General features: G+C 73.1%; 20 protein-coding genes. 13 read left to right on the forward strand and 7 right to left on the reverse strand.

All coding sequences use genetic code 11. The features are described 5' to 3' along the window. Nucleotides 1-93: 93 nt before the first annotated feature. Nucleotides 94-657 carry a TetR/AcrR family transcriptional regulator gene (locus tag IE330_RS04995; RefSeq protein WP_190134690.1) on the reverse strand — a complete coding sequence of 188 codons (564 nt, stop codon included), beginning with the start codon at nucleotides 655-657 and terminating at the stop codon, nucleotides 94-96. 148 nt (nucleotides 658-805) lie between these two features. On the opposite strand from IE330_RS04995, the gene IE330_RS05000 reads away from it, so the two are divergent. Continuing rightward, nucleotides 806-1729, forward strand: coding sequence for a DMT family transporter (locus IE330_RS05000; protein WP_190134619.1), 924 nt, complete (start codon nucleotides 806-808; stop codon nucleotides 1727-1729). Here IE330_RS05000 and IE330_RS05005 read toward each other — a convergent pair. After that, nucleotides 1680-2273, reverse strand: a complete 594-nt coding sequence (locus IE330_RS05005; RefSeq protein WP_190134620.1) for a TetR/AcrR family transcriptional regulator — start codon at nucleotides 2271-2273, stop codon at nucleotides 1680-1682. The genes IE330_RS05000 and IE330_RS05005 overlap by 50 nt on opposite strands. A gap of 478 nt (nucleotides 2274-2751) precedes the next feature. Here IE330_RS05005 and IE330_RS05010 point away from each other — a divergent pair, with 478 nt between their 5' ends. From IE330_RS05010 to IE330_RS05025, 4 genes are all read left to right on the forward strand, one after another. Continuing rightward, nucleotides 2752-3696: a Gfo/Idh/MocA family protein gene (locus tag IE330_RS05010; protein WP_190134621.1), complete on the forward strand. Its 945-nt coding sequence runs from the start codon at nucleotides 2752-2754 to the stop codon at nucleotides 3694-3696. Between the two features lie 453 nt (nucleotides 3697-4149). Beyond that, nucleotides 4150-4971: an MmyB family transcriptional regulator gene (locus IE330_RS05015; protein WP_190134622.1), complete on the forward strand. Its 822-nt coding sequence runs from the start codon at nucleotides 4150-4152 to the stop codon at nucleotides 4969-4971. A gap of 186 nt (nucleotides 4972-5157) precedes the next feature. Next, nucleotides 5158-6198, forward strand: a complete 1041-nt coding sequence (locus tag IE330_RS05020; protein ID WP_190134623.1) for a 3-oxoacyl-[acyl-carrier-protein] synthase III C-terminal domain-containing protein — start codon at nucleotides 5158-5160, stop codon at nucleotides 6196-6198. Nucleotides 6199-6258: 60 nt separating this feature from the next. Next, nucleotides 6259-7044, forward strand: a complete 786-nt coding sequence (locus tag IE330_RS05025; protein WP_190134624.1) for a GNAT family N-acetyltransferase — start codon at nucleotides 6259-6261, stop codon at nucleotides 7042-7044. Between the two features lie 50 nt (nucleotides 7045-7094). Here the strand turns inward: IE330_RS05025 and IE330_RS05030 are convergent, their stop codons facing one another. Continuing rightward, nucleotides 7095-8216, reverse strand: coding sequence for an isoaspartyl peptidase/L-asparaginase family protein (locus IE330_RS05030; protein WP_190134625.1), 1122 nt, complete (start codon nucleotides 8214-8216; stop codon nucleotides 7095-7097). A gap of 243 nt (nucleotides 8217-8459) precedes the next feature. Next, nucleotides 8460-9686, reverse strand: a complete 1227-nt coding sequence (locus IE330_RS05035) for an acyl-CoA dehydrogenase family protein (protein ID WP_190134626.1) — start codon at nucleotides 9684-9686, stop codon at nucleotides 8460-8462. 173 nt (nucleotides 9687-9859) lie between these two features. Here IE330_RS05035 and IE330_RS05040 point away from each other — a divergent pair, with 173 nt between their 5' ends. After that, nucleotides 9860-10513, forward strand: a complete 654-nt coding sequence (locus tag IE330_RS05040; protein WP_190134627.1) for a TetR/AcrR family transcriptional regulator — start codon at nucleotides 9860-9862, stop codon at nucleotides 10511-10513. Nucleotides 10514-10731: 218 nt separating this feature from the next. On the opposite strand, the gene def is transcribed toward IE330_RS05040, so the two are convergent. Next, nucleotides 10732-11268: a peptide deformylase gene (gene def, locus IE330_RS05045; protein ID WP_190134628.1), complete on the reverse strand. Its 537-nt coding sequence runs from the start codon at nucleotides 11266-11268 to the stop codon at nucleotides 10732-10734. A gap of 137 nt (nucleotides 11269-11405) precedes the next feature. Between def and IE330_RS05050 the strand changes: the two genes are divergently transcribed. From IE330_RS05050 to IE330_RS05070, 5 genes are all read left to right on the forward strand, one after another. Further along, nucleotides 11406-12653: a MurT ligase domain-containing protein gene (locus IE330_RS05050; protein ID WP_190134629.1), complete on the forward strand. Its 1248-nt coding sequence runs from the start codon at nucleotides 11406-11408 to the stop codon at nucleotides 12651-12653. Nucleotides 12654-12697: 44 nt separating this feature from the next. Then, entirely contained in the window at nucleotides 12698-13426 is a 729-nt protein-coding gene (locus IE330_RS05055; protein WP_190134630.1) for a type 1 glutamine amidotransferase, read from the forward strand. 218 nt (nucleotides 13427-13644) lie between these two features. Next, nucleotides 13645-14670 carry a 6-phosphofructokinase gene (locus IE330_RS05060; protein WP_190134631.1) on the forward strand — a complete coding sequence of 342 codons (1026 nt, stop codon included), beginning with the start codon at nucleotides 13645-13647 and terminating at the stop codon, nucleotides 14668-14670. A 118-nt stretch (nucleotides 14671-14788) separates the two neighbouring features. Further along, entirely contained in the window at nucleotides 14789-15760 is a 972-nt protein-coding gene (locus IE330_RS05065) for a cytochrome c oxidase assembly protein (protein ID WP_190134632.1), read from the forward strand. A gap of 99 nt (nucleotides 15761-15859) precedes the next feature. Next, nucleotides 15860-16018 (forward strand): hypothetical protein, encoded by a 159-nt coding sequence (locus IE330_RS05070; protein ID WP_190134633.1) that lies wholly within the window; start codon nucleotides 15860-15862, stop codon nucleotides 16016-16018. 61 nt (nucleotides 16019-16079) lie between these two features. On the opposite strand, the gene IE330_RS05075 is transcribed toward IE330_RS05070, so the two are convergent. Continuing rightward, entirely contained in the window at nucleotides 16080-16706 is a 627-nt protein-coding gene (locus IE330_RS05075; RefSeq protein WP_190134634.1) for an SSI family serine proteinase inhibitor, read from the reverse strand. 410 nt (nucleotides 16707-17116) lie between these two features. On the opposite strand from IE330_RS05075, the gene IE330_RS05080 reads away from it, so the two are divergent. Both IE330_RS05080 and IE330_RS05085 read left to right on the forward strand, forming a co-directional pair. Beyond that, entirely contained in the window at nucleotides 17117-17848 is a 732-nt protein-coding gene (locus IE330_RS05080) for a lysophospholipid acyltransferase family protein (RefSeq protein ID WP_190134635.1), read from the forward strand. A 103-nt stretch (nucleotides 17849-17951) separates the two neighbouring features. Further along, on the forward strand, nucleotides 17952-18995 hold the full coding sequence (locus IE330_RS05085; RefSeq protein WP_190134636.1) for an NAD-dependent epimerase/dehydratase family protein: 1044 nt from the start codon (nucleotides 17952-17954) through the stop codon (nucleotides 18993-18995). A gap of 98 nt (nucleotides 18996-19093) precedes the next feature. Here the strand turns inward: IE330_RS05085 and IE330_RS05090 are convergent, their stop codons facing one another. Next, nucleotides 19094-20698: an alpha/beta hydrolase gene (locus IE330_RS05090; protein WP_190134691.1), complete on the reverse strand. Its 1605-nt coding sequence runs from the start codon at nucleotides 20696-20698 to the stop codon at nucleotides 19094-19096. Between the last annotated feature and the right edge of the window lie 518 nt (nucleotides 20699-21216).

A 21216-nucleotide genomic window follows, 5' to 3' on the forward strand; every position in this document is an offset into this window, starting at 1 on the left:
CGTGAGCGCGGGCCGACGCCCGACGCGGGCGCAGGCCGACACTCACCGTGATGGCGGGCCGCCCCCGCCCGCGGCTCGGCCCGGGCGCCGCCGTCAGCCCTCGTTCTCCGCGGCCCGCAGCAGCGCCTCCGCCTCCCTGCGGGCGTGCCCGAGCGCGTCGGGGAAGATGCCCATGCCGTGGGCGACGAGGCCGCCCTCGTGCAGGAGCGCCAGCGACCTGCCGAGTCCGGACGCCCGGCGCGGCGCCACCTCGCGGGCCAGGCCGGTGAGGAGCGCGAGCGTCCAGGCCTTCTGTCCGGCGATCACGGCGTAGGCCGGGTGGGCGGGGTCGCCGATCTCCGCGTGGGCGTTGATCATGCCGCAGCCCCGGGACAGGTGCGGCCCGGCCCAGTCGCGCGCGGCGTCGAAGACCGCGAGGACGCGGGAGCGCGGCGTCCGCGCCCGGTCCAGGTACCCGGCGAGGAAGGCGCGCCAGCGCTCGTCCCGGTCGGCCAGGTACTCGACGACGAGCTGCTCCTTGGAGCCGAAGCGGTCGTACAGCGTCTTCTTCGTCACGCCCGCCTCGGCCGCGACCAGGTCCACGCCCACGGCGTGGATCCCGCGCTCGTAGAACAGCCGCCCGGCCGCCTCCAGGACCCGCCGGGCGCCGGGCGTCATGGCGACGCGCCGCGGGCCGTCCGCCCGCTCCTCCTGCTGCTGATGTTCCGTCACGCCCCCATGGTAGACCGACGCGGTAGACCGATCTGTATACTCGGCGCGAAGTAAACCGATCGGTCTACTCGCCGCGACCTCCGGGAGGCGTCCCGTGAACGTCCTGTTGTCCGCCGCGTTCGTCGTGACCTGGAGTTCCGGCTTCATCGGGGCCAAGCTCGGGGCCGGCAGCGCGGACGCCGTGACCGTCCTGATGTGGCGGTTCCTGCCGCCGGCCGCCGTCCTCGTGGCGTGGGCGGCGGCCACGGCGTCCTGGCGGGGGCTCACGGCCCGGGCGCTCGGGCGGCAGGTCGTGATCGGCGCCCTGTCGCAGAGCGGCTATCTGCTGACCGTGTATTACGCGATCCAGCTCGGCGTCTCCAGCGGCACGACCGCCCTCATCGACGGCACCCAGCCGCTGGTCGCGGGCGCCCTCGCCGGTCCGCTGCTCGGCCAGTACGTCTCCCGGACGCAGTGGCTCGGCCTGGCGCTCGGCCTCGGCGGCGTCGTGGTCGTCACGGCGGCGGACGCGGCGGCGGGCACCGACGCGCCCTGGTGGGCGTACGGCGTGCCGTTCCTCGGGATGCTCGCGCTGGTGGCGGCGACGTTCCTGGACCGCCGCGGGTGCCCGGCGGTCACGCCCCGGGTCGCGCTGACCGTGCACTGCGCCACCAGCGCCGTCGTGTTCACGGCCCTGGCGCTCGCGCTCGGCGCGGCGGCGCCGCCCGCCGAGGCGTCGTTCTGGGCCGCGGTGGGCTGGCTCGTCGTCCTGCCGACGTTCGGCGGGTACGGCCTGTACTGGCTCATCCTGCGGCGCGGCGGCGTCACGCGCGTCAACACGCTGATGTTCCTGATGGCCCCGGTGACCACGCTGTGGGGCGCGGCGATGTTCGGGGAGCCGTTCGGCGCGCAGACGGTGCTCGGCCTCGCGGCCGGGCTCGCCGCGGTCGTCGTGGTGCACCGGGGCGCCGCGCCGGCGGGCGCCGGGGTCACCCGGGCGTCAGACAGGCCTGCACGGCGGGCGCGTACCGGTCGGTGATCTCGGCTATGGCCGTGGCCCGCAGGTGGGGGCCGCGCGCGATGCCGTACATCACGCCGAGGCCGAGCAGCATGCCCACGGCCAGCTCGGCGCGCAGCCCCGCGTCCGGTCCCGTCAGGCGCTCGCCGAGCCTGCGGACGACCTGCGTGCGGAAGTTGGCGCGCAGGACGTACCCGTGCTCGCGGTGCAGCGGTGCGAAGACGATGCGCAGGAGGGGGTCGGCGCCCTCCTCGGCCTGGCTGGTCAGCAGGTGCTGGACCATGTGCCGGCCGAGGTCCTCCAGCGGCGCGTCGAGGACGGCGGCGGCGTCCGCCTCGAAGGACATGATCCGCGCGAACAGCGCGTCCTTGTTGCCGAAGTACTTCAGGACCAGGGGCGCGCTCACCCCGGCGCGCTCGGCCACCGCCTTGAGCGTGATGTCGGCGTGCGCGTGCCGCGCGAGCAGGTGGCGGGCGGCGCGCACGATGGCGGCCTTCGTCGCCTCGGCGTCGCGGCGCCCGGCGCCCGCGGCGGGCGCCGTCGGGCGCGGGGTGGAGCTGGTCATGTCGTCACTTTCCGTCGCTGGCGACTCGGTTCGGGCGGCCCGGTCCGAGCGTATGCGGCGAGCGCCGCACGGGCCACGGACAGCGGCACAGGGCGCAACGGCCCCACCGCCCCCACCACGTCGGGCGGCGGAAATTCCTGGACAGACGTGACATTACGCCCGCGTATCGCACACGTCTTCCCCGGACCGGAAGTGAATGGGAATTCACCTCGCGCGCCGAATTACCATTCGTAGGCCAAGAGTTGACGGAACGTCGAGAAATCGGCCGGGTTCCGCGCCCCCTCCCGCCGCTTCCCCGGGTGGTGCGCCGATACCTCCGCGTAAGGTCCGTACCTTTTGGCCGAGACTCGTCACCGAAGGGCCTCGACGGAACCGCGCGGCGCCCCGGCGCTCCGCGAAGATCGTCGCCCGCCCCGGCGCACCGGCCGTCCCGACCCGGCCCGCAAGGCGCCCGACACCCCTCCGCCATACTGCCGCCATGACCAGATTTCGGGTGGGTTTGATCGGCACGGGACCATGGGCGACCGCGACGCACGCACCGGCGCTCGCCGCGCACCCGGACGCCGAGCTGTCGGGCGTCTGGGGCCGCCGCCCCGAGGCCGCGGCCGCGCTCGCGGCCGCGCACGGCGCCACGGCGTACGAGGACGTGGACGCGCTCTTCGCGGCGAGCGACGCGGTGGCCTTCGCCGTGCCGCCGGACGTCCAGGCGCCGCTCGCGGCGCGGGCCGCCCGGGCGGGCTGCCACCTGCTCCTCGACAAGCCGGTGGCCACGGACGCCGCCGCGGCGCGCTCCCTCGCGGCGGAGACGGAGAGCGCCGGGGTCGCGTCCGTGGTCTTCTTCACGCTGCGCTTCGCCCCGCCCATGGCGGACTGGCTGGCCGAGCGGGCCGCGGAGGGGCCGTGGTTCACCGGCCGCGCCGACTGGTACGGCTCGTTCTTCGCGGCGGACGGCACCGGCGCCTTCGACTCGCCGTGGCGGGCGAGCAAGGGCGGCCTGTGGGACGTCGGGCCGCACGCGCTGGCCGTCCTCACGGCGGTGCTCGGCGAGATCACGTCGGTGACGGCGGCGCCGGGACCCGCGGACACGGTCCACCTCGTCCTGCGGCACGCGGGCGGCGCGTCGAGCACGGCCACGCTGACGCTGCGCGCGCCGGAGCGGGCCACGGGCGTGACGCTGGAGTTCCGCGGCGCCCGTGGGACGGTGTCCCCGCAGGCCTTCGGGGAGACAGGATGGGGCGATTCGGGCGACGCGTTTCGGTCAGCGGTGAGCGCGCTCGTCGCCGCGGCGCGGGACGGCCGGCCGCACGCGTGCGACGTCCGGTTCGGCGCGCGGGTCACGGAAATCCTGGCCACGGCGGAGGAACAGGTACGCGCGCGTGAGGACGGGGAACAACGGAACCGGACCACGCCTCAGGCCCCTTGAGCGCATATCAGCCACAAGGGCCGCCCGGAACAGCACGGGGCGGCCGGTACCGTGGCCGCTACGTAATGGCGAGTGACGGCACCGGCCGCAGCCAGTGAACCCAGGAACCGAACCGGGCGGTAACTGCCACGCGGGTACACACTGCTCAGTTTCCGACCACACAGATCGGAATACGAACAACCGGCCCCGCGCACCACCCGACTACGACCCCGTAGGCGTAGGAGGTATCCGACGCCGAGGAAATCCAGCCAATTTCATGCTCCCCGGACAGGATGCCCCTGAGTTGTGCCCACGAGCCCACCGACGATCAAACCTGCAGGTCGGTGGCCCCGCGTACTCCATGATGCCGCACGAGCTGATCGTTTTCTTCAGGCAATGTTTATGCCCAAAGATGATGCGAATATTTAGACTGCTGACGCTCAACTCGGCGTGTACGAAGAGGGATTACCCACCATGAACAAGACGGCGCTGCGCGCTCTGCTCCGCGAACGACGCGCCCTCATCGCCCCCGAATCGCACGGGTTCGTCCGCACCACGGGGCAGGGCAGACGCGCCCCGGGGCTCTCCCAGCACCAGGTGGACCAGCTCCTGCACCGCACGCTCGGCACGTACCACCGCCTCGAGTCCGGCAACTACCCCAACCCCCCGACCGCCCTCCTGCGCGACGTGGCCCGCCTCTTCGGGCTGAACGAGCAGGAATGGGTGTCCTTGTGCCGCTATGCCCTGCTCCAGGACCCGCCCGGGCCGCTGCACCTGTCGTCCGGCAAGGAGGTGCCCGGCGTCTGGCGTGAGGCCGTCAACGGCATCTCGCACATCGCGTACGTCACGGACGCCTCCTGGGACATGCTCGTCTACAACGACGCCTGCGCCGCCGTCTTCCCCGACGGCGAGGTCCCGTCCAACATCATGCGCTGGATGGTCCTCAGCCCGGTGGCCCGCGAGATCCTCCTCGACTGGAGCACGGACTGGGCGCCCATGCTGCTGCCCCAGCTCCGCGGCGCCCTCGCCACCCGGCCGGAGGACGAAACGCTCCAGCAGATCGAGAAGGAGGTCCTCGCCGACCCCCTGGCCGCCCCGCTGTACGGCGCGGACAAGCCCTACCCCCACCCCGACGGCGACGAGCGCCCCCTGCTGCACGCCCAGAAGGGGCCGGGCTGGGTCACCATGTGCGCCGCCCAGCCGCTGACGGCGCCGGGCGCCCGCATGATGATCCTGGTGTTCCACCCCGGGCGGGAGCGCGTGCACCCGCGCGCCCCCATGCTCCGCTCCACCTGAGGACGGCCCGCCCCCGGCCGCCCACGCTCCCCTTCACCCGCGGCACGACCACCGCGGGCCCCTCCGCTCACTCCTCGCGGCTCCCCCGGCCGAGCCGGAACCGCGACGACAGGACGCGCGTTCGACGTGGTGCAGTACGTTTCCTTATGCCCTCCACATCCGACTGCGCCTGGTGGGAGCCCCTCCGTGTCCGCATTTGTCCTCAGACCCCAGACTGTCGTCGGTGATCACAAGATCACCACCGCAGAGATCACCGACGACATACGTCGCCACCACGCCGGGCACCCCCGGCTGGGCGCGTTCCTGCGTGTCATCGGCAACTGCGGCGTCCAGACCCGCTACTTCACCCGCCCCCTCGACTCCCCCACCGTCTCCGGCACGGCCGACGTGCACGACCGGGCGACCGCGGCGTTCGAGGACGCCCTCGTCATGGCCGAGCGCGCCGCCACCGCCGCCCTCGCGTCGGCCGGTCTGACCGCGGCCGACATCGACGCCGTCGTGACCACCCACACCACCGGCTGGTCGGTCCCCAACCTCGACATCCACCTGATGGGACGCCTGGGGCTGCGCCCCACCGTGCGCCGCATCGCGCTGACCACGCTGGCCTGCCCCGGTGGCACGCAGTCCCTGATCAGGGCCGCGGACCTGGTCGCCGCGCGGCCGGGCAGCAAGGTCCTGGTGGTGGCCGCGGAAGTCATCTCCTCCGTCTACCACCACACCGACACCGGCATCGAGGCCATGATCTACAAGGCCCTGTTCGGGGACTCGGCGGGCGCCACCGTCGTCTCGGACGAGCCGCTGGGCCCGGGCCTCGCCATCGAGGACACGTACGAGTACGTGCTGCCGGACAGCATGGACCGCCAGCGCGGCCGGATCACGGCCGGCGGGTTCCACTTCGACTCCACGCGCAAGTCGCTCACCGCCGCGGACGACGTGCTGCCGCAGCTCCTGGAGTGGGTCGGTCCGGACGCGGCCGAGTTCGCGGTCATCCACCCGGGCAGCAAGCGCATCATCGCCGACACCGCGGCGGCCCTCGGCCTGGACACGGAGGACGCCCGGCACTCCACCGACACGCTCGCCCAGGAGGGCAACCTCGGCGGGGTGAGCATCCTGCGCGTCCTGGAGCGCACGCACACGACACCGCCCGCCGCCGGCGCCCGCGGCTACACCGTCGCGTTCGGCCCCGGCTTCACCACCGCCGCGCTCCGCTGCCGCTGGCACGCCTGAGCCGCCCCCGCCCCGGGGAATTCGGTTGCCCGGGCCGCGGCCCCCTGCTGGAGTGACCGGATGGATCACGTGGCGACGCTGCAGGCGTACGACGAGCAGATACGGCGGAACCTGGACCCCGACGGGCCCGGCGTCCGGGTCGAGCGGGTGGACGGCGTCGTCCGGCGCGTGGGCGGCTCCGCCCACGACTGGAACGCCGTGCTGTGGTCGGACCTCGACGCGGCCACCGCCGACGCGGCCGTGGCCGAGCAGGTGCGCTTCTTCACCGCGCTCGGGCGCGAGTTCGAGTGGAAGCTGTACTCCTACGACCGCCCGGCCGACCTGTCCGAGCGGCTCCTCGCGGCCGGGTTCACGCCCGAGCCGCCCGAGACCGTGATGGTCGCGGAGGTGGACGCGCTGCCGCTGGACACCGCCCCGCCGGAGGGCATCGAGCTGGTGCCGGTGACGGACGCGGCCGGGGTGCGGCTGATGGTCGCCGCCCACGACCGGGCCTTCGGCACGGACGGCTCGGCCCTCGGCCGGCAGGTGCTCGACCAGCTCACCACCGCGCCGGACACCCTCGCCGTGGTGGTCGCCCTGGCCGGTGACGAGCCGGTGAGCTCGGCGCGGATCGAGTTCCGGCCGGGCACGGACTTCGCGGGCCTGTGGGGCGGCGGCACGGCCGCGGAGTGGCGCGGTCGCGGCGTCTACCGCTCCCTGGTCGCCCACCGCGCCCGCCTCGCCGCCGCCCGCGGCGTGCGCCGGCTCCAGGTCGACGCCTCCGACCAGAGCCGCCCGATCCTGCGCCGCCTCGGCTTCGCCGAGCTGGCCACGACCACGCCGTACGTGTACCGGCCCGGCGCGTAGGCCGGTACCGGGGGCGCGGGAGCGGCGGCCGGCGGTCGCGGGGGCGGTGGCTAGCTGTTGGCCGGCGACTCGTCCGGGAAGATCTTCGTGACGACCTTGCCGCTCCTGGTCAGATAGCCGTGCAGCATGCCCGGGCTGCTGTGCGGCGCGTCGAAGGCGCCGTCGGGCGTGAGGGCGATCACCCCGCCGTCCCCGCCGAGGCCGGGGAGCCGCTCGACGATCACCTCGTACGCGGCCTTCGCCACGCCCACGCCCTTGAACTCCATCAGGCGCGCGATCGTGGAGGTGGCCGCGCCCCGGATGAACACCTCCCCGGCACCGGTGGCGCTCGCCGCGACCGTGCCGTTGTCGGCGTACGTGCCCGCGCCGACGAGCGGCGAGTCGCCGACGCGGCCCGGGAGCTTGTTGGTCAGGCCGCCGGTCGAGGTCGCCGCCGCCAGGTCGCGCCGCTTGTCGACGGCCACCGCGCCGACCGTGCCCTTGGACTGGGCGTCGGCGAGGGCGGCCGGGGACGCGGCGGCCCCCTTGTCGCCCTTCGCGGCCTTCTTGGCCGCCAGCAGGGCGTCCCAGCGGGCCTGCGTCCAGTAGTAGTCCTGGGTGACGGTCCGCAGGCCGTGCCGGGCGCCGAAGTCGTCGGCCCCCTCGCCCGCGAGCAGCACGTGCGGGGACTTGTCCATGACGGCCCGGGCGCCCTGAATGGGGTTGCGCAGGCTCTTCACGCCCGCGACGGCCCCGGCCCTCAGGTCCGAGCCGCGCATGATCGACGCGTCCAGCTCATGGCCCGCGTCGGCGGTGAACACGGCGCCCTTGCCCGCGTTGAACAGCGGGTCGTCCTCCAGCTCCATGACCGCCCGCTGGACGGCGTCCACGCTGGAGCCGCCCTTGTCGAGCACCTTCTGCCCGGCTCTGAGGGCCGCGGTGAGGCCGTCGCGGTACGCCTTCTCGCGCTCGGGGGTCGTCTTGTCCCGGTCGAGGGCGGTCCCTGCGCCGCCGTGCACGGCGAGCACCACGTCGCGGGCGTCGGGCTGGGCCTTGCCCGCGGGCCGGGCGGCGGCGGCGGTGCGGTGGTCCGGCGCGCGGTCCCCGCCCTCCGGCAGGGCGAGCGCGGTGGCGGTGACGGCGGCCGTGGCGGCGACAGCGGGAACCAGCCAGGTCAAGGGACGTATGCGCATGGGCACTCCTTGGCAGGACGGCGACGGGGCCACCGTACGGGCATGCACATGACGCCAACAGAGGGCGTGGGCGGCGGGGTCCACCCACCCCGCCGCCCACGCCCTCGTACGCGGACACCTACCGGCACCTACCGGCCGGCCCCGCGGACACACCTCACCGGCACGGCTCACGACGCGGCCCGCTCACCGGCGCGACACGCTCGGTACTGCTCCCGGCGCGGCGTACGCACCGGCGCGGCACACTCAGCGGATCGGCAGCCCCGACAGGGTCCGCGCGATCACCAGGCGCTGGATCTCGCTCGTGCCCTCGAAGATCGTGTAGATGGCGGCGTCGCGGTGCATGCGCTCCACCGGGTACTCGCGCGTGTAGCCGTTGCCGCCGAGGATCTGTATCGCCTGGGCGGTGACCTTCTTGGCGGTCTCGCTGGCGAACAGCTTCGACATGGAGCCCTCGGCGTTCTCGAACTTCCTGCCCGTGACCGCCATCCATGAGGCCCGCCACACCAGCAGCCGCGCCGCGTCGATCTGGGTGCGCATGTCCGCGAGCTGGAACGCCACGCCCTGGTTGTCGATGATCGGGCGGCCGAACTGCTCGCGCGTCCTGGCGTACTCCAGCGCCTCCTCGTACGCGGCACGGGCCGTGCCCACCGCCATCGCGCCGACGGCCGGGCGGGAGGCCTCGAAGGTCGCCATGGCCGCGTTCTTCACGCGCTCGCCGCCCTTCGCGGCCCGCTCCCGCGCGCGGGCGAGCCGCTCGTCCAGCTTCTCCTTGCCGCCGAGCAGGCAGGAGCCGGGGACGCGTACGTCCTCCAGGACGACCTCGGCGGTGTGCGAGGCGCGGATGCCGTGCTTCTTGAACTTCTGGCCCTGGGACAGGCCCGGCGTGCCCGGCGGCACGATGAAGGAGGCGTGGCCCTTGGAGCCGAGCCCGGGGTCGACGACGGCGACGACGACGTGGACGCCCGCGATGCCGCCGTTGGTCGCCCAGGTCTTGGTGCCGTTGAGGACCCACTCGTCCTTGGCCTCGTCGTAGACGGCGCGGGTGCGCATGGAGGCGACGTCGGAGCCCGCGTCCGGCTCGGAGGAGCAGAAGGCGGCGACCTTCACGTCGTTCACGTCGCCGTACATCTGCGGGATCCAGGTGCCGATCTGCTCCTCGGTGCCGTTGGCGAGGACGCCCACGGCGGCCAGGCCGGTGCCGACGATGGACAGGGCGATGCCCGCGTCCCCCCAGAACAGCTCCTCCATGGCCATGGGGATGCCGAGCCCGGTGGGGTCGAAGTACTGCTGGGCGTAGAAGTCGAGGGAGTAGATCCCGACCTTCGCGGCCTCCTGGATGACCGGCCAGGGCGTCTCCTCACGCTCGTCCCACTCGGCGGCCGCGGGGCGGATCACGTCGGCGGCGAACCCGTGGAGCCAGTCCCGGACCTCCTTCTGTTCGTCGTTGAGCTCCATGGTGAACTCGGCCATGACCCCTCCAGGCTGCGGACCCGCGGTGCGTTACTTTCGGTAACGGGAGTGTGTTACCGGCCGGTAGCGTGTGTCAACTCCCGGCAGCACGTTCGATGCGACCGCTCCACGGGCACCCGCGGGTGTTACGTTGCGCGTTGCGTCAGGAATCGCACGGGCGGAGAGAACACCTCATGGAGATCACGCAGCGGACCGATCAGCAGCGGTCCGCCGAGCAACGACGGCACGAACTCCTTGAGGCGGCCGACCGCGTCGTCCTCCGTGACGGGCCCGGGGCCTCGATGAACGCCATCGCGGCCGAGGCGGGCATCACCAAGCCGATCCTGTACCGGCACTTCGGCGACAAGGGCGGGCTGTACGCCGCCCTCGCCAAGCGGCACACGGATGCGCTGCTCGCCTCGCTGCGCGCGGCCCTGGACGCCCCCGCCGAGCGCAGGGAGCGCGTGGAGTCCACCCTCGACACCTACCTCGCGGCCATCGAGGCCCGGCCGCAGGTCTACCGCTTCCTCATGCATCCGTCCGAAGCGGCCTCCTCCGGCGAGAGCGGCGGCGAGGGCTTCGACGTGGGTCTGCACTCCGCCCCCCTGCTGCGGCGCCTGGGCGAGGAGCTGGCCGAGGTCATCGAGGAGCGGGTCGACCTCGGCCCGCAGAGCGCGGAGCTGGCCCGCGTCTGGGGCCACGGCATCGTCGGCATGATGCACGCGGCGGGCGACTGGTGGCTCGGCGAACGCCCCTGCCCCCGCGCCCAGTTGGTCAGCAGCCTGGCGGACCTCCTCTGGGGCCGCCTGGCAGCAGCAGGCAACCGCGCAGGCGGCCCGGGCTTCTGACCCCGGGACCCGGGACAGGGGTATCAGCCCGTCCGGCACACGAGCATCAGAGCGCGGCCACGGACGGTTTCAGCCCGTCCGGCGTTTGAGGACGAGGCGCGAAGCGCCAAAAAAGGGGGGAAAGGGGCACAGCCCCATCTGAAACCCCACCGGCGCCGAGCCGAAAAAAGGGGCACCGGCGCCGAGCCGAGAAGGGGGCCACCGGGGCGAAGCCCCGGTCAGCTCCAGGGGGCCCGCGCCACCTGGCGCAGGAGGCGCCGCCGCCGCCACCCGGCGACGCGATCGACGTACACCCCACCGGCAAGGTGATCGCACTCGTGCTGAAGGCACCGAGCGAAGAACCCCGTCCCATGCACCCGCACGGCCTCCCCGCTCACCGTCACCCCCTCGACCACCGCGTGGTCGAACCGCGGCGTCGCCGCCTCCAGGCCCGGCAGCGAGAGGCAGCCCTCGGGCCCGCGCACGGTCACGCCGTCCAGCTCCACCACCCGCGGGTTCACCACGTGCCCGAGATGGCGCGTGTCCTCGTCGTCCGGGCAGTCGTACACGAACACCCGCAGGCCCACGCCGACCTGGTTGGCGGCGAGGCCCACGCCCCGCGCGGCGTACATCGTGGCGAACATGTCCTCGACGAGCGCGGCGAGTTCGGGCCCGAAGTCCGTCACCTCCGCGCAGGGGGTCTCGAGCACGGGGTCGCCGAGCAGGGTGAGGGGTCGTACGCGCCCTGAGGCGCCCGGGATCGTGCCGTGTCGCATGGCGGTCAGGGTACGGTCCCTGGGAGGGCCGCGGTCCCAGGTGGTGGTGCGATTCGGGCTTGTCAGTCGATCTCGATAGGCTGGGCCGACACGATGCCGGGCAGGCGCGGCGCCGTACGCAAGGAGGACCCAGAACGATGGCAGGACACCCTGGCAGCTCAGAGTCGCTGTCGGCGCGGGCCAAGCTGGCCGTGACGGCGGGCAAGGCGGCCGCGGCGGTGTCGCGCGCGGCCGGCCGCGGCAGCGGTTCGGTGATCGGCGGCAAGGTCGCGCTCAGACTCGACCCGGAGCTCCTCGGCCGGCTCGCGGGCCACCTGGACGTGGTCCTGGTCTCGGCCACGAACGGCAAGACCACCACCACGCGTCTGATCGCCGAGGCCCTGCGCGCCAGCGGCCCCGTCGTGTCGAACGCGCTCGGCGCGAACATGCCGGCGGGCATCACCTCCGCGCTCGCGGGCGGCTCGGACGCCAAGTTCGGCGTGATCGAGGTCGACGAGAAGTACCTGGCGGGCGTGGCCCGCGACGTCGACCCGAAGGCGATCGCCCTGCTCAACCTCTCGCGCGACCAGCTCGACCGCGCCGCCGAGACCCGCATGCTCGCCGAGAAGTGGCGCGAGGGCCTCGCGGGCAGCAAGGCCGTCATCATCGCCAACGCCGACGACCCGCTGGTGGTCTGGGCGGCCTCCTCCTCGCCGAACGTGGTGTGGGTGGCCGCGGGCCAGGCCTGGAAGGACGACGCCTGGTCGTGCCCGGCCTGCGGCGGCGTCATGCAGCGCCCCGGTGACGACTGGTACTGCGGCGAGTGCGGCTTCCGCCGCCCGACGCCGAGCTGGGCCCTCTCCGGCGACCACGTCCTCGACCCGCACGGCTCGGCCTGGCCCATCCACCTCCAGCTCCCCGGCCGGGCGAACAAGGCCAACGCCACCTCGTCGGCCGCCGTCGCCGCCGTCTTCGGCGTGCCCCCGCAGGTCGCCCTGGAGCGGATGTATCAGGTCCAGGCGGTCGCCGGCCGTTACGACGTCGTCCAGTTCCAGGGCCGTGACCTGCGGCTGCTGCTCGCCAAGAACCCAGCGGGCTGGCTCGAAACGTTTTCGCTGATCGACCCGCCGCCCACGCCGGTGATCCTCTCGGTGAACGCCCGCGGCGCCGACGGCACCGACACCTCCTGGCTGTGGGACGTCGACTACACCCGCCTCGCCGGTCACCCGATCTTCGTGCTCGGCGACCGCAAGCTGGACCTCGCCGTCCGCCTGGAGGTCGCGGGCCTGGACTTCCGCGTCTGCGAGACCCTCGACGAGGCGGCGCAGATGGCCCCGCCCGGCCGCATCGAGACCATCGCGAACTACACCGCCTTCCAGGACCTGCGCCGCCGCGTCGGCAACTGACCGCGCCCCGACCGCCACTGAGGGACCAGAGGGACCAATTGAGCATGAGCGACAACAGCCTGCGTCTGGTGTGGGTCTACCCGGACCTGCTGTCCACGTACGGTGACCAGGGCAACGCCCTCGTCGTGGAGCGCCGCGCCCGCCAGCGCGGCCTCCAGGTCGAGCGCTACGACGTCCGCAGCGACCAGCCGGTGCCCACCTCCGGCGACATCTACCTGATCGGCGGCGGCGAGGACCGGCCGCAGCGGCTCGCGGCCGAGCGCCTGCGCCGCGACGGCGGCCTCCAGCGCGCCGTCGGCAACGGCGCGATCGTCTTCTCGGTCTGCGCCGGCTACCAGATCCTGGGCAACGAGTTCATCAACGACCTCGGCCAGCGCGAGCCCGGCCTCGGCCTGCTCGACGTGGTCTCCACCCGGGGCGAGGGCGCCCGCTGCGTCGGCGACGTCCTCGCGGACATCGACCCGCAGCTCGGCCTGCCCGAGCTCACCGGCTTCGAGAACCACCAGGGCGTCACGCACGTCGGCCCCGCCGCCCGCCCGTTCGCCCGGGTCCGCCTCGGCAACGGCAACGGCACCGGGGACGGCACCGAGGGCGCGTACAACGGCACGGTCTTCGGCACGTACATGCACGGCCCGGTGCTCGCCCGCAACCCCCTCATCGCCGACCTGCTGCTCAAGCTGGCCCTCGACGTGAACGCGCTGCCGCCCACCGACGACCGGTGGTACGACGCGCTGCGCGCGGAGCGGGTGGCTGCCGCCCAGCAGCCGGCGTAGCCCCCGGCGGGGCGCGCCCTCCCGGCGAGGGAGCCGCCTTTTCCGCGCCGCGCGCTTGTCCCCGAACGCCGGACGGGCCGGCCATGCCCGTCCGGCGTTCGGCTGTCCAGTACGTGGTCGGCTCCAGCGGCGTCAAAGGTGTCGCCGGTAGGGTTGCGGGCGTTCCAGCCGGACGACGTGGTCCGGTCACCCGCCCACGTTGCAAAGGTTTCCGCAGCATGCGTATCGGTGTCCTGACCTCCGGCGGCGACTGCCCCGGTCTCAACGCCGTCATCCGCTCCGTCGTGCACCGGGCCGTCGTCGACCACGGCGACGAGGTCATCGGCTTCCACGACGGCTGGAAGGGCCTGCTCGAGTGCGACTACCGCAAGCTCGACCTGGACGCGGTCGGCGGCATCCTCGCGCGCGGCGGCACCATCCTCGGCTCCTCGCGGGTGCGCCCCGAGCACCTGCGGGACGGCGTCGAGCGCGCCAAGGGACACGTCGCCGAGCTCGGCCTGGACGCCGTCGTCCCGATCGGCGGCGAGGGCACGCTGAAGGCGGCCCGGCTGCTCTCGGACGCGGGCCTGCCGATCGTCGGCGTCCCCAAGACCATCGACAACGACATCGCGGTCACGGACGTCACCTTCGGCTTCGACACCGCCGTCGGCGTCGCCACCGAGGCGCTCGACCGCCTCGCGACCACCGCCGAGTCGCACCAGCGCGTCCTGATCGTCGAGGTCATGGGCCGGCACACCGGCTGGATCGCGCTGCACTCGGGCATGGCGGCGGGCGCGCACGCCGTGGTCGTACCGGAGCGCCCCTTCGACATCGAGGAGCTGGCGCGCAAGGTCGGCGCGCGCTTCGACGCGGGCAAGAAGTTCGCCATCGTCGTCGCCGCCGAGGGCGCCAAGCCGCGCCCCGGCACGATGGACTTCGACGAGGGCGGCAAGGACGTCTACGGCCACGAGCGGTTCGCGGGCATCGCCCGCCAGCTCTCCCTGGAACTGGAGCACCGCCTCGGCAAGGAGGCGCGCCCCGTGATCCTCGGCCACGTGCAGCGCGGCGGCACCCCCACCGCGTACGACCGCGTGCTCGCCACCCGCTTCGGCTGGCACGCCGTGGAGGCGGTGCACCGGGGCGAGTTCGGCCGGATGACCGCGCTGCGCGGCACCGACATCGTGATGGTGTCCCTGGCCGAGGCCGTCGAGACCCTCAAGACCGTGCCGAACGAGCGGTACGAGGAAGCGGAGTGCGTGCTGTAGGCACCCGGGCCGGGCCGCCCCGGCCCCGAACCCGCCCCCGGTCGCGAGCGCGGCCGGGGGCGGTTCTACTCTGGTGCCGACACACACCGCACAATCTGTACGAACCAGGAGCCAGCGGATGGATCACGGCGGGCACGGCATGCAGGGCATGGACCATGGCATGAACATGGATCTGCCGCCGTTCACGCCGGCGCGAGGGCTCGAACTCTCGGCCGACCCCTTCTTCCTCATCGGCTGCCTGGTGGCGCTCGGCCTGTACGGCTGGGGTGTCATCCGCCTCGTACGGCGCGGCGACAAGTGGCCCGTCGGCCGGACCGTGGCGTTCGTCGTGGGCGTCCTGACGATCCTCCTGGTCATGTGCACCAAGCTGAACGACTACGGCATGGTCCTGTTCAGCGTGCACATGGTGCAGCACATGGTCATCAGCATGCTGTCGCCGATCCTGCTCCTCCTCGGCGCCCCGATCACGCTCGCGCTGCGGGCGCTGCCGGTCGCGGGCCGGGGCCGCAAGGGGCCGCGCGAGCTGCTCCTCGCGCTGCTGCACAGCCGTTACATGCGGATCATCACGCACCCGGCGTTCACGATCCCGATGTTCATCGCGAGCCTGTACGCGCTGTACTTCACGCCGCTGTTCGACACGCTCATGGGCTCCAAGGCCGGGCACATCGGGATGATGCTGCACTTCCTCGCCGTCGGCCTGGTCTTCTTCTGGCCGATCATGGGCGTCGACCCGGGCCCGCACCGGCCCGGCCACCTCATGCGGATGCTGGAGCTGTTCGCGGGCATGCCGTTCCACGCGTTCTTCGGCATCGCGCTGATGATGGCGTCCGAGCCGATGGTCGAGACGTACAAGAACCCCCCGGCCTCGCTCGGCGTCGAAGCGCTCGCCGACCAGAACGCGGCGGGCGGCATCGCCTGGGCGTTCAGCGAGGTCCCCTCGGTGCTCGTCCTGCTCGCGCTGCTGTTCCAGTGGTACCGCTCCGAGCAGCGCGAGGGGCGGCGCAAGGACCGCGCCGCCGCGCGCGACGGGGACAAGGAGCTGGAGGCGTACAACGCCTACCTGGCCTCACTGGCCGCGCGCGGGCGCTAGCGGCCGGGGCTCCTCCCGGGTGAGGATGGCACCGAGGCCACGGTCTCGGTGCTCCGCGTTCCCGGACGCCCGAGCCGTCCTTCGTGAGGAGGCAGGGCGATGCCGGGTTCTACGAAGACGATGGGCGCGTTCACGGTCGGCGGTCTGGTCATGGTGACCGCCTACACGGTGGCGCTCGGCAGCAACGGCTGGCTGTGGTTCGGCTGGGTCGTGCTCGGGCTGATCACGCTGGCGATGCTCTTCTCACGGCCCGCGTGACGAGCCCCCGCGTGACCTGAAGGGGGCCCGCCGCCCCCTGGGCGGTGGGCCCCCTTCCGCGTCAGAAGCGGAACACGTGCCCCGTGGCCGCCGCCATCTCGCACGCGTTGCCGTACGTCCGGTGCCAGGTGACCGGCCGGCCTCGGTGCGTGCCGGTCGCGCTCGCGGTGACCGGGTCGAACTGCTTGGTGCAGGCGCGGTTCTCCTTCGGCAGCGCGTCGAGGTCGCCGCGCGCGTGGTCCAGCTCCGCGCAGGCCCGCCCGGCGAACGGGTGCGGGCCCGACGGCTCGGGCGCGCAGCTCAGCCGCACCCCGCGGATCCAGGTGTTGTCCGACCCCGACACGGTGAGCAGGACGCCGCGCTCGTGGGCCGTCCGCCCGGGGGCCGACGGCTCGCGGGCGGGCCGCTGGTGGGCGGGCTGCGGCTTGGCGGTGGGCGTGGGCTTGCCGGCGGGCTTCGGCTTGGCGGCAGGCGTCGGCTTGTCGGCAGGCTTCGGCTTCGGCTTGGCGGCAGGCGTCGGCTCGTCGGCGGGCACCGGCTCGGCGGGGGCCGTGAGCGCGGGGGCCGTGAGCGCGGTGCGTACGGGTACGGGCGGGGCGGGGGCCGCGGTCGCGGGCGGGGTGAGCGCGGGCAGGGCGGTCGCGGCGAGCACGAGGAGCGCGGCGGGGGCGGCGGTGCGGGGACGCATGGAACCTCCAGGGGGTGACGGACGGACGCCGTCGCGGTACGGGCGCCGAACGACGTCGCGCGCGGGCGGTGACGGAGAGTGGCGCAGCGGCCCCTGTCCGGTCACGCCGCGCGACGACGTACGGAGGATGCCGGACGACGACGGGCGGCCCCCGGGGCGGACGCGGCGGCCACGGGGCGGTCGGCGGGCGGCGGTCCTGACCCGGGACCGACGACGGACCCGGCCCAGAGCACCTGCAGGGCCGGGCCTGCGTCCAGCGGGCACGCCGTCCGCTCCCCCACCCGGCCGGGCGCCGCGACCCGAACGGAGCACCGCGCCGACGATCGAAACGACCCGTTCGGGCTCTCGCCCAGGCGCCGGGGATTGACTACTGTGCGTCGGCACCACCCCTGGGGGAAGGCGGCGCCCGCATGTTCTACCTCGTGCTCAAGTACGTGGTGCTCGGTCCTCTGCTCCGGCTGCTGTTCCGGCCCAGGATCGAGGGCCTGGAGCACGTCCCGGAGTCCGGCGCGGCGATCGTCGCCGGGAACCACCTGTCGTTCTCCGACCACTTCCTGATGCCCGCGATCCTCAAGCGGCGCATCACGTTCCTGGCGAAGGCCGAGTACTTCACGGGCCCGGGCGTCAAGGGGCGGCTCACCGCGGCGTTCTTCCGCAGCGCCGGGCAGATCCCCGTGGACCGCTCCGGCAAGGAGGCGGGTCAGGCCGCCATCCGCGAGGGGCTCGGCGTGCTGCGCAAGGGCGAGCTGCTCGGCATCTACCCCGAGGGCACCCGCTCCCACGACGGACGCCTCTACAAGGGCAAGGTCGGGGTGGCCGCCATGGCCCTCCGGGCGCAGGTGCCGGTGGTTCCGTGCGCGATGATCGGCACCTTCGAGGCGCAGCCGCCCGGCAAGGTCGTCCCCCGCTTCCGGCGCGTGACGATCCGCTTCGGCGCACCCCTGGAGTTCTCCCGGTACGCGGGCATGGACGGCGAGAAGGCGGTCCTGCGCGCGGTCACCGACGAGATCATGTACGCGATCCTCGGCCTGTCCGGCCAGGAGTACGTCGACAAGTACGCGGCCGTGGTGAAGGCCGAGGAGGAGGCGGAGCGGGCCGGCCGTGGCGGTGAGCGGCGGTTCCCCAGGATGCCGCTGAGCTGACCCCCGCCGCCGCGGTGCCGAGGACGGTGGGGGCCGCGGGTGACGTGTCTGCTGATCGCGTAAAGGTCTGGGGCTGCGCCCGCGGCCGCCGTACGGTCCGGTCATGGGACACGCGGTGGTGGTCGGGGCGACGGGACAGATCGGGCGCGCGGCGGTGCGGGCGCTCGCCGAGGACGGCTGGACGGTGACGGCGGCCTCGCGGGCCGGCGGACGCGACGGCACCTGGCCGGGCGGGGTGCGGGCGGTGCGCCTGGACCGTGCCGACGACGGGGCCCTGGCCGCCCTGGTGGGCGACGGCTGCGACGTCCTGGTCGACGTGGTGGCGTACGGCGCGGAGCACGCGCGGCAGCTCGCCGGTCTGCGGGGCCGGGTCGGCTCGGCCGTGGTGGTCTCCAGCGGCGCGGTGTACGTGGACGACCGGGGCCGTAGCTTCGACACCCAGGGCGAGCCGGACGGCTTCCCGCGCTACCCGGTGCCGATCCCGGAGACCTGCCGGACGGTCGAGCCGGGCGAGGCGACGTACGGCACGCGGAAGGTCCGGCTCGAACGCGAGCTGCTGGCCCTCGGCGACGCCCTGCCGACCACGTTGCTGCGCGCGGGCGCGGTGCACGGCCCGCACTGCCGGGCGCCGCGCGAGCTGTACTTCGTCAAGCGGGTCCTGGACGGGCGGCGCGTGCGCGTCCTCGGCCACGGCGGCAGGAGCCGGTTCCACCCGGTGAGCGTGCTGAACCTGGCGGAGCTGATCCGGCTCGCGGCGGCCCGGCCCGGGTCCCGCGTGCTCAACGCGGGCGACCCGGACGTGCCCACGGTCGCGGAGATCAACGCCGCCGTGGACGCCGTGACGGGCTTCGAGAGCGAGACCGTCCTCGTCGAGGGCGATCCACCCGGCAAGGGCGTGGGCCTCACGCCGTGGTCCACGGCGCACCCGGTGGTGTACGACATGACGGCCGCGGGGCGGGAGCTGGGCTACACGGCGGTGACGTCGTACCGGGACGCGCTGCCGGCCACGGTCGCCTGGCTGACGGACCGGCTCGCCGGGAGGGACTGGCGCGTGGCCTTCCCCGACCTCGCGCGCGCGTACGCCCCGCTGATCGACCTCTTCGACTACGCGGCGGAGGACGCCTGGCTGGCGGGGCGGGGGCGCTGAGGCGGGGGTGGCGCCCAAGGAAATCGCCCCCGGGCCGGGCCCGGGGGCGATTTCCTCTTCCGCACATGGTCACTCAGGACGCGTGCCGCACTCCCGGCTCACGGCGTGGGCGTGGCGTGCGGGGCGCAGGTCACGTCGCGGCTGTCGACCTTGCCGGTGAGCAGGTACGTGTCGACGCGCTCGTTGAGGCAGGGGTTGGCGAGGTTGGTGATGCCGTGCGAACCGGCGTCCTTCTCGGTGATCAGACGCGAACCCTTGAGGCGCTTGTGCAGCTCGACGGCGCCCGGGTAGGGCGTGGCGGCGTCACGGGTGGCCTGGGCGATGAGGGTCGTCGGCAGACCCTTGCCGGTCTTGACCTCGACCGGCTGGTGCTGCTTGCTGGGCCACGTGGCGCACGGCAGGTTCATCCAGGCGTTCGCCCAGGTCATGAACGGGTGGTCCTTGTGGAGGCGGGAGTTGTCGCGGTCCCACTTCTTCCAGCTCGTGGGCCACTTGGCGTCGGAGCACTCCACGGCCGTGTAGACGGCGTTGCTGTTCTCGGAGGCCTTGTTGCCCGCGATGTCGGACAGGTCGGGGCTGGCGGCCTCGATCAGCGGCTTGCGGTCGCCGGCGACGAACTTGCTCCAGTTCGTGGCGATCGCGACCCAGGTGGAGTCGTAGTACGGCGCGCTCTGGAAGTACGAGACGAGCTCGGCCGGACCGACGACGCCGTCGAGCGGCGCCCTCTTCGCCTCGGCCCGCAGCTTGACCCACTGCGCGTACACCTTCTTCTGGGTGTCGCCGAGGTGGAAGGTCGCGTCGTGCTTGGCGACCCAGGTCATCCAGTCCTTCAGGCGGATCTCGAAGGCGACGTCCTGGTCGAGGTTGGCCTCGTACCAGATCTTCTCCGTGGAGGGGTTGACGACCGAGTCGAAGACCATGCGGCGCACGTGCGAGGGGAACAGCGTCGCGTACACGGCGCCGAGGTAGGTGCCGTAGGAGACGCCCAGGTAGTTGAGCTTCTTCTCGCCGAGGGCGGCGCGGATGACGTCGAGGTCACGGGCGGTGTTCGGCGTCGTCATGTGCGGCAGCATCCAGCCGCTGCGCTCCTTGCAGCCCTGCGCGTACTCGGCGGCGAGCTTGCGCTGGGCGCGCTTGTCGGCCTCGGAGTCGGGCACCGGGTCGAGCTTGGGCGCCTTCACGAACTCCTGCGGGTCGACGCAGGAGATGGGCGTGGAGTGCCCGACGCCGCGGGGCTCGAAGCCGACGAAGTCGTACGCCTTCGCGGTCTTCTCCCACAGCTTGTTCTTGTTCACGACGCGGGTGGGGAAGCGCAGGCCGGAGGCGCCGGGACCACCGGGGTTGTACAGGAGGGCGCCCTGGCGCTCCTTCTTCGAGCCGGTGTTGCCGATGCGGTCGACGGCCAGCTTGATCTGCTTGCCGTAGGGCTTGGCGTAGTCGAGCGGAACGGTGACCCAGCCGCACTGGATGGGCTTCGCGAGCCCCCAGTCCTCGGGACAGTCCTTCCAGTCGATGCCCTTCTTCGCGGCCCGGGCCGCGGCCACGGCGGCACCGCGGGCCTCGCGGTCCTTGGCGTAGGCGGCCTTGCCGCCGGCGGTGTCGGCACTCGCCGCGGGTGCGCCGAGCGCCCCGGCTATCAGCGTCGCGGCAACGAGAGCACCCGCGGACCCGAGCGTCACCGCTCGTCTGCTCCGCGCGGTCATCCGGGTACGTGTCAAGTGAAGCCTCCCGCACATCGATTCGGTCATTCGCTCAGTACGGGGATACTTCCGCCTGGACGGCGCGGTAGGACAGGTGTGGCTGGGGTTCTTTACCAATCCGATAAACGGTGCGAGGCATACCGGTTAGCGACCGGAGCAGGTCAGGGGCCCGGTCCCTGGGGAGGACCGGGCCCCTGGCGGTGGTGCGTGACTGTTTGGGTGGCTACGGCCCCGAAGATGCCATTCAAGGCGGCCACTCCGGTCTGATCACCGGCCGGATCTGCTTCCGGTAGAGCTCTACTGCCAGCCGCCGAAGGGCGGGTCACTGCGGCAGATGACGTCGCCGTCGTGCGTACGGATCCTCAGGGTGCAGACGCTGACGAGCTGCCCCCAGGTGCACGGTCGTGGCACCAAGGGCAGCTTCCGGAAAGTAGCGAATCCTCTGCCTCGAAACGTGCCCAGAAGCGAGTCTCCTTCTCCGAAGAAGTTGCCCCCAGAGGCAGTGGGATAGTTGAAGCAGG

The sequence above is a fragment of the Streptomyces longispororuber genome, from assembly GCF_014656095.1.
GTDB classification, from domain to species: Bacteria; Actinomycetota; Actinomycetes; order Streptomycetales; family Streptomycetaceae; genus Streptomyces; species Streptomyces longispororuber.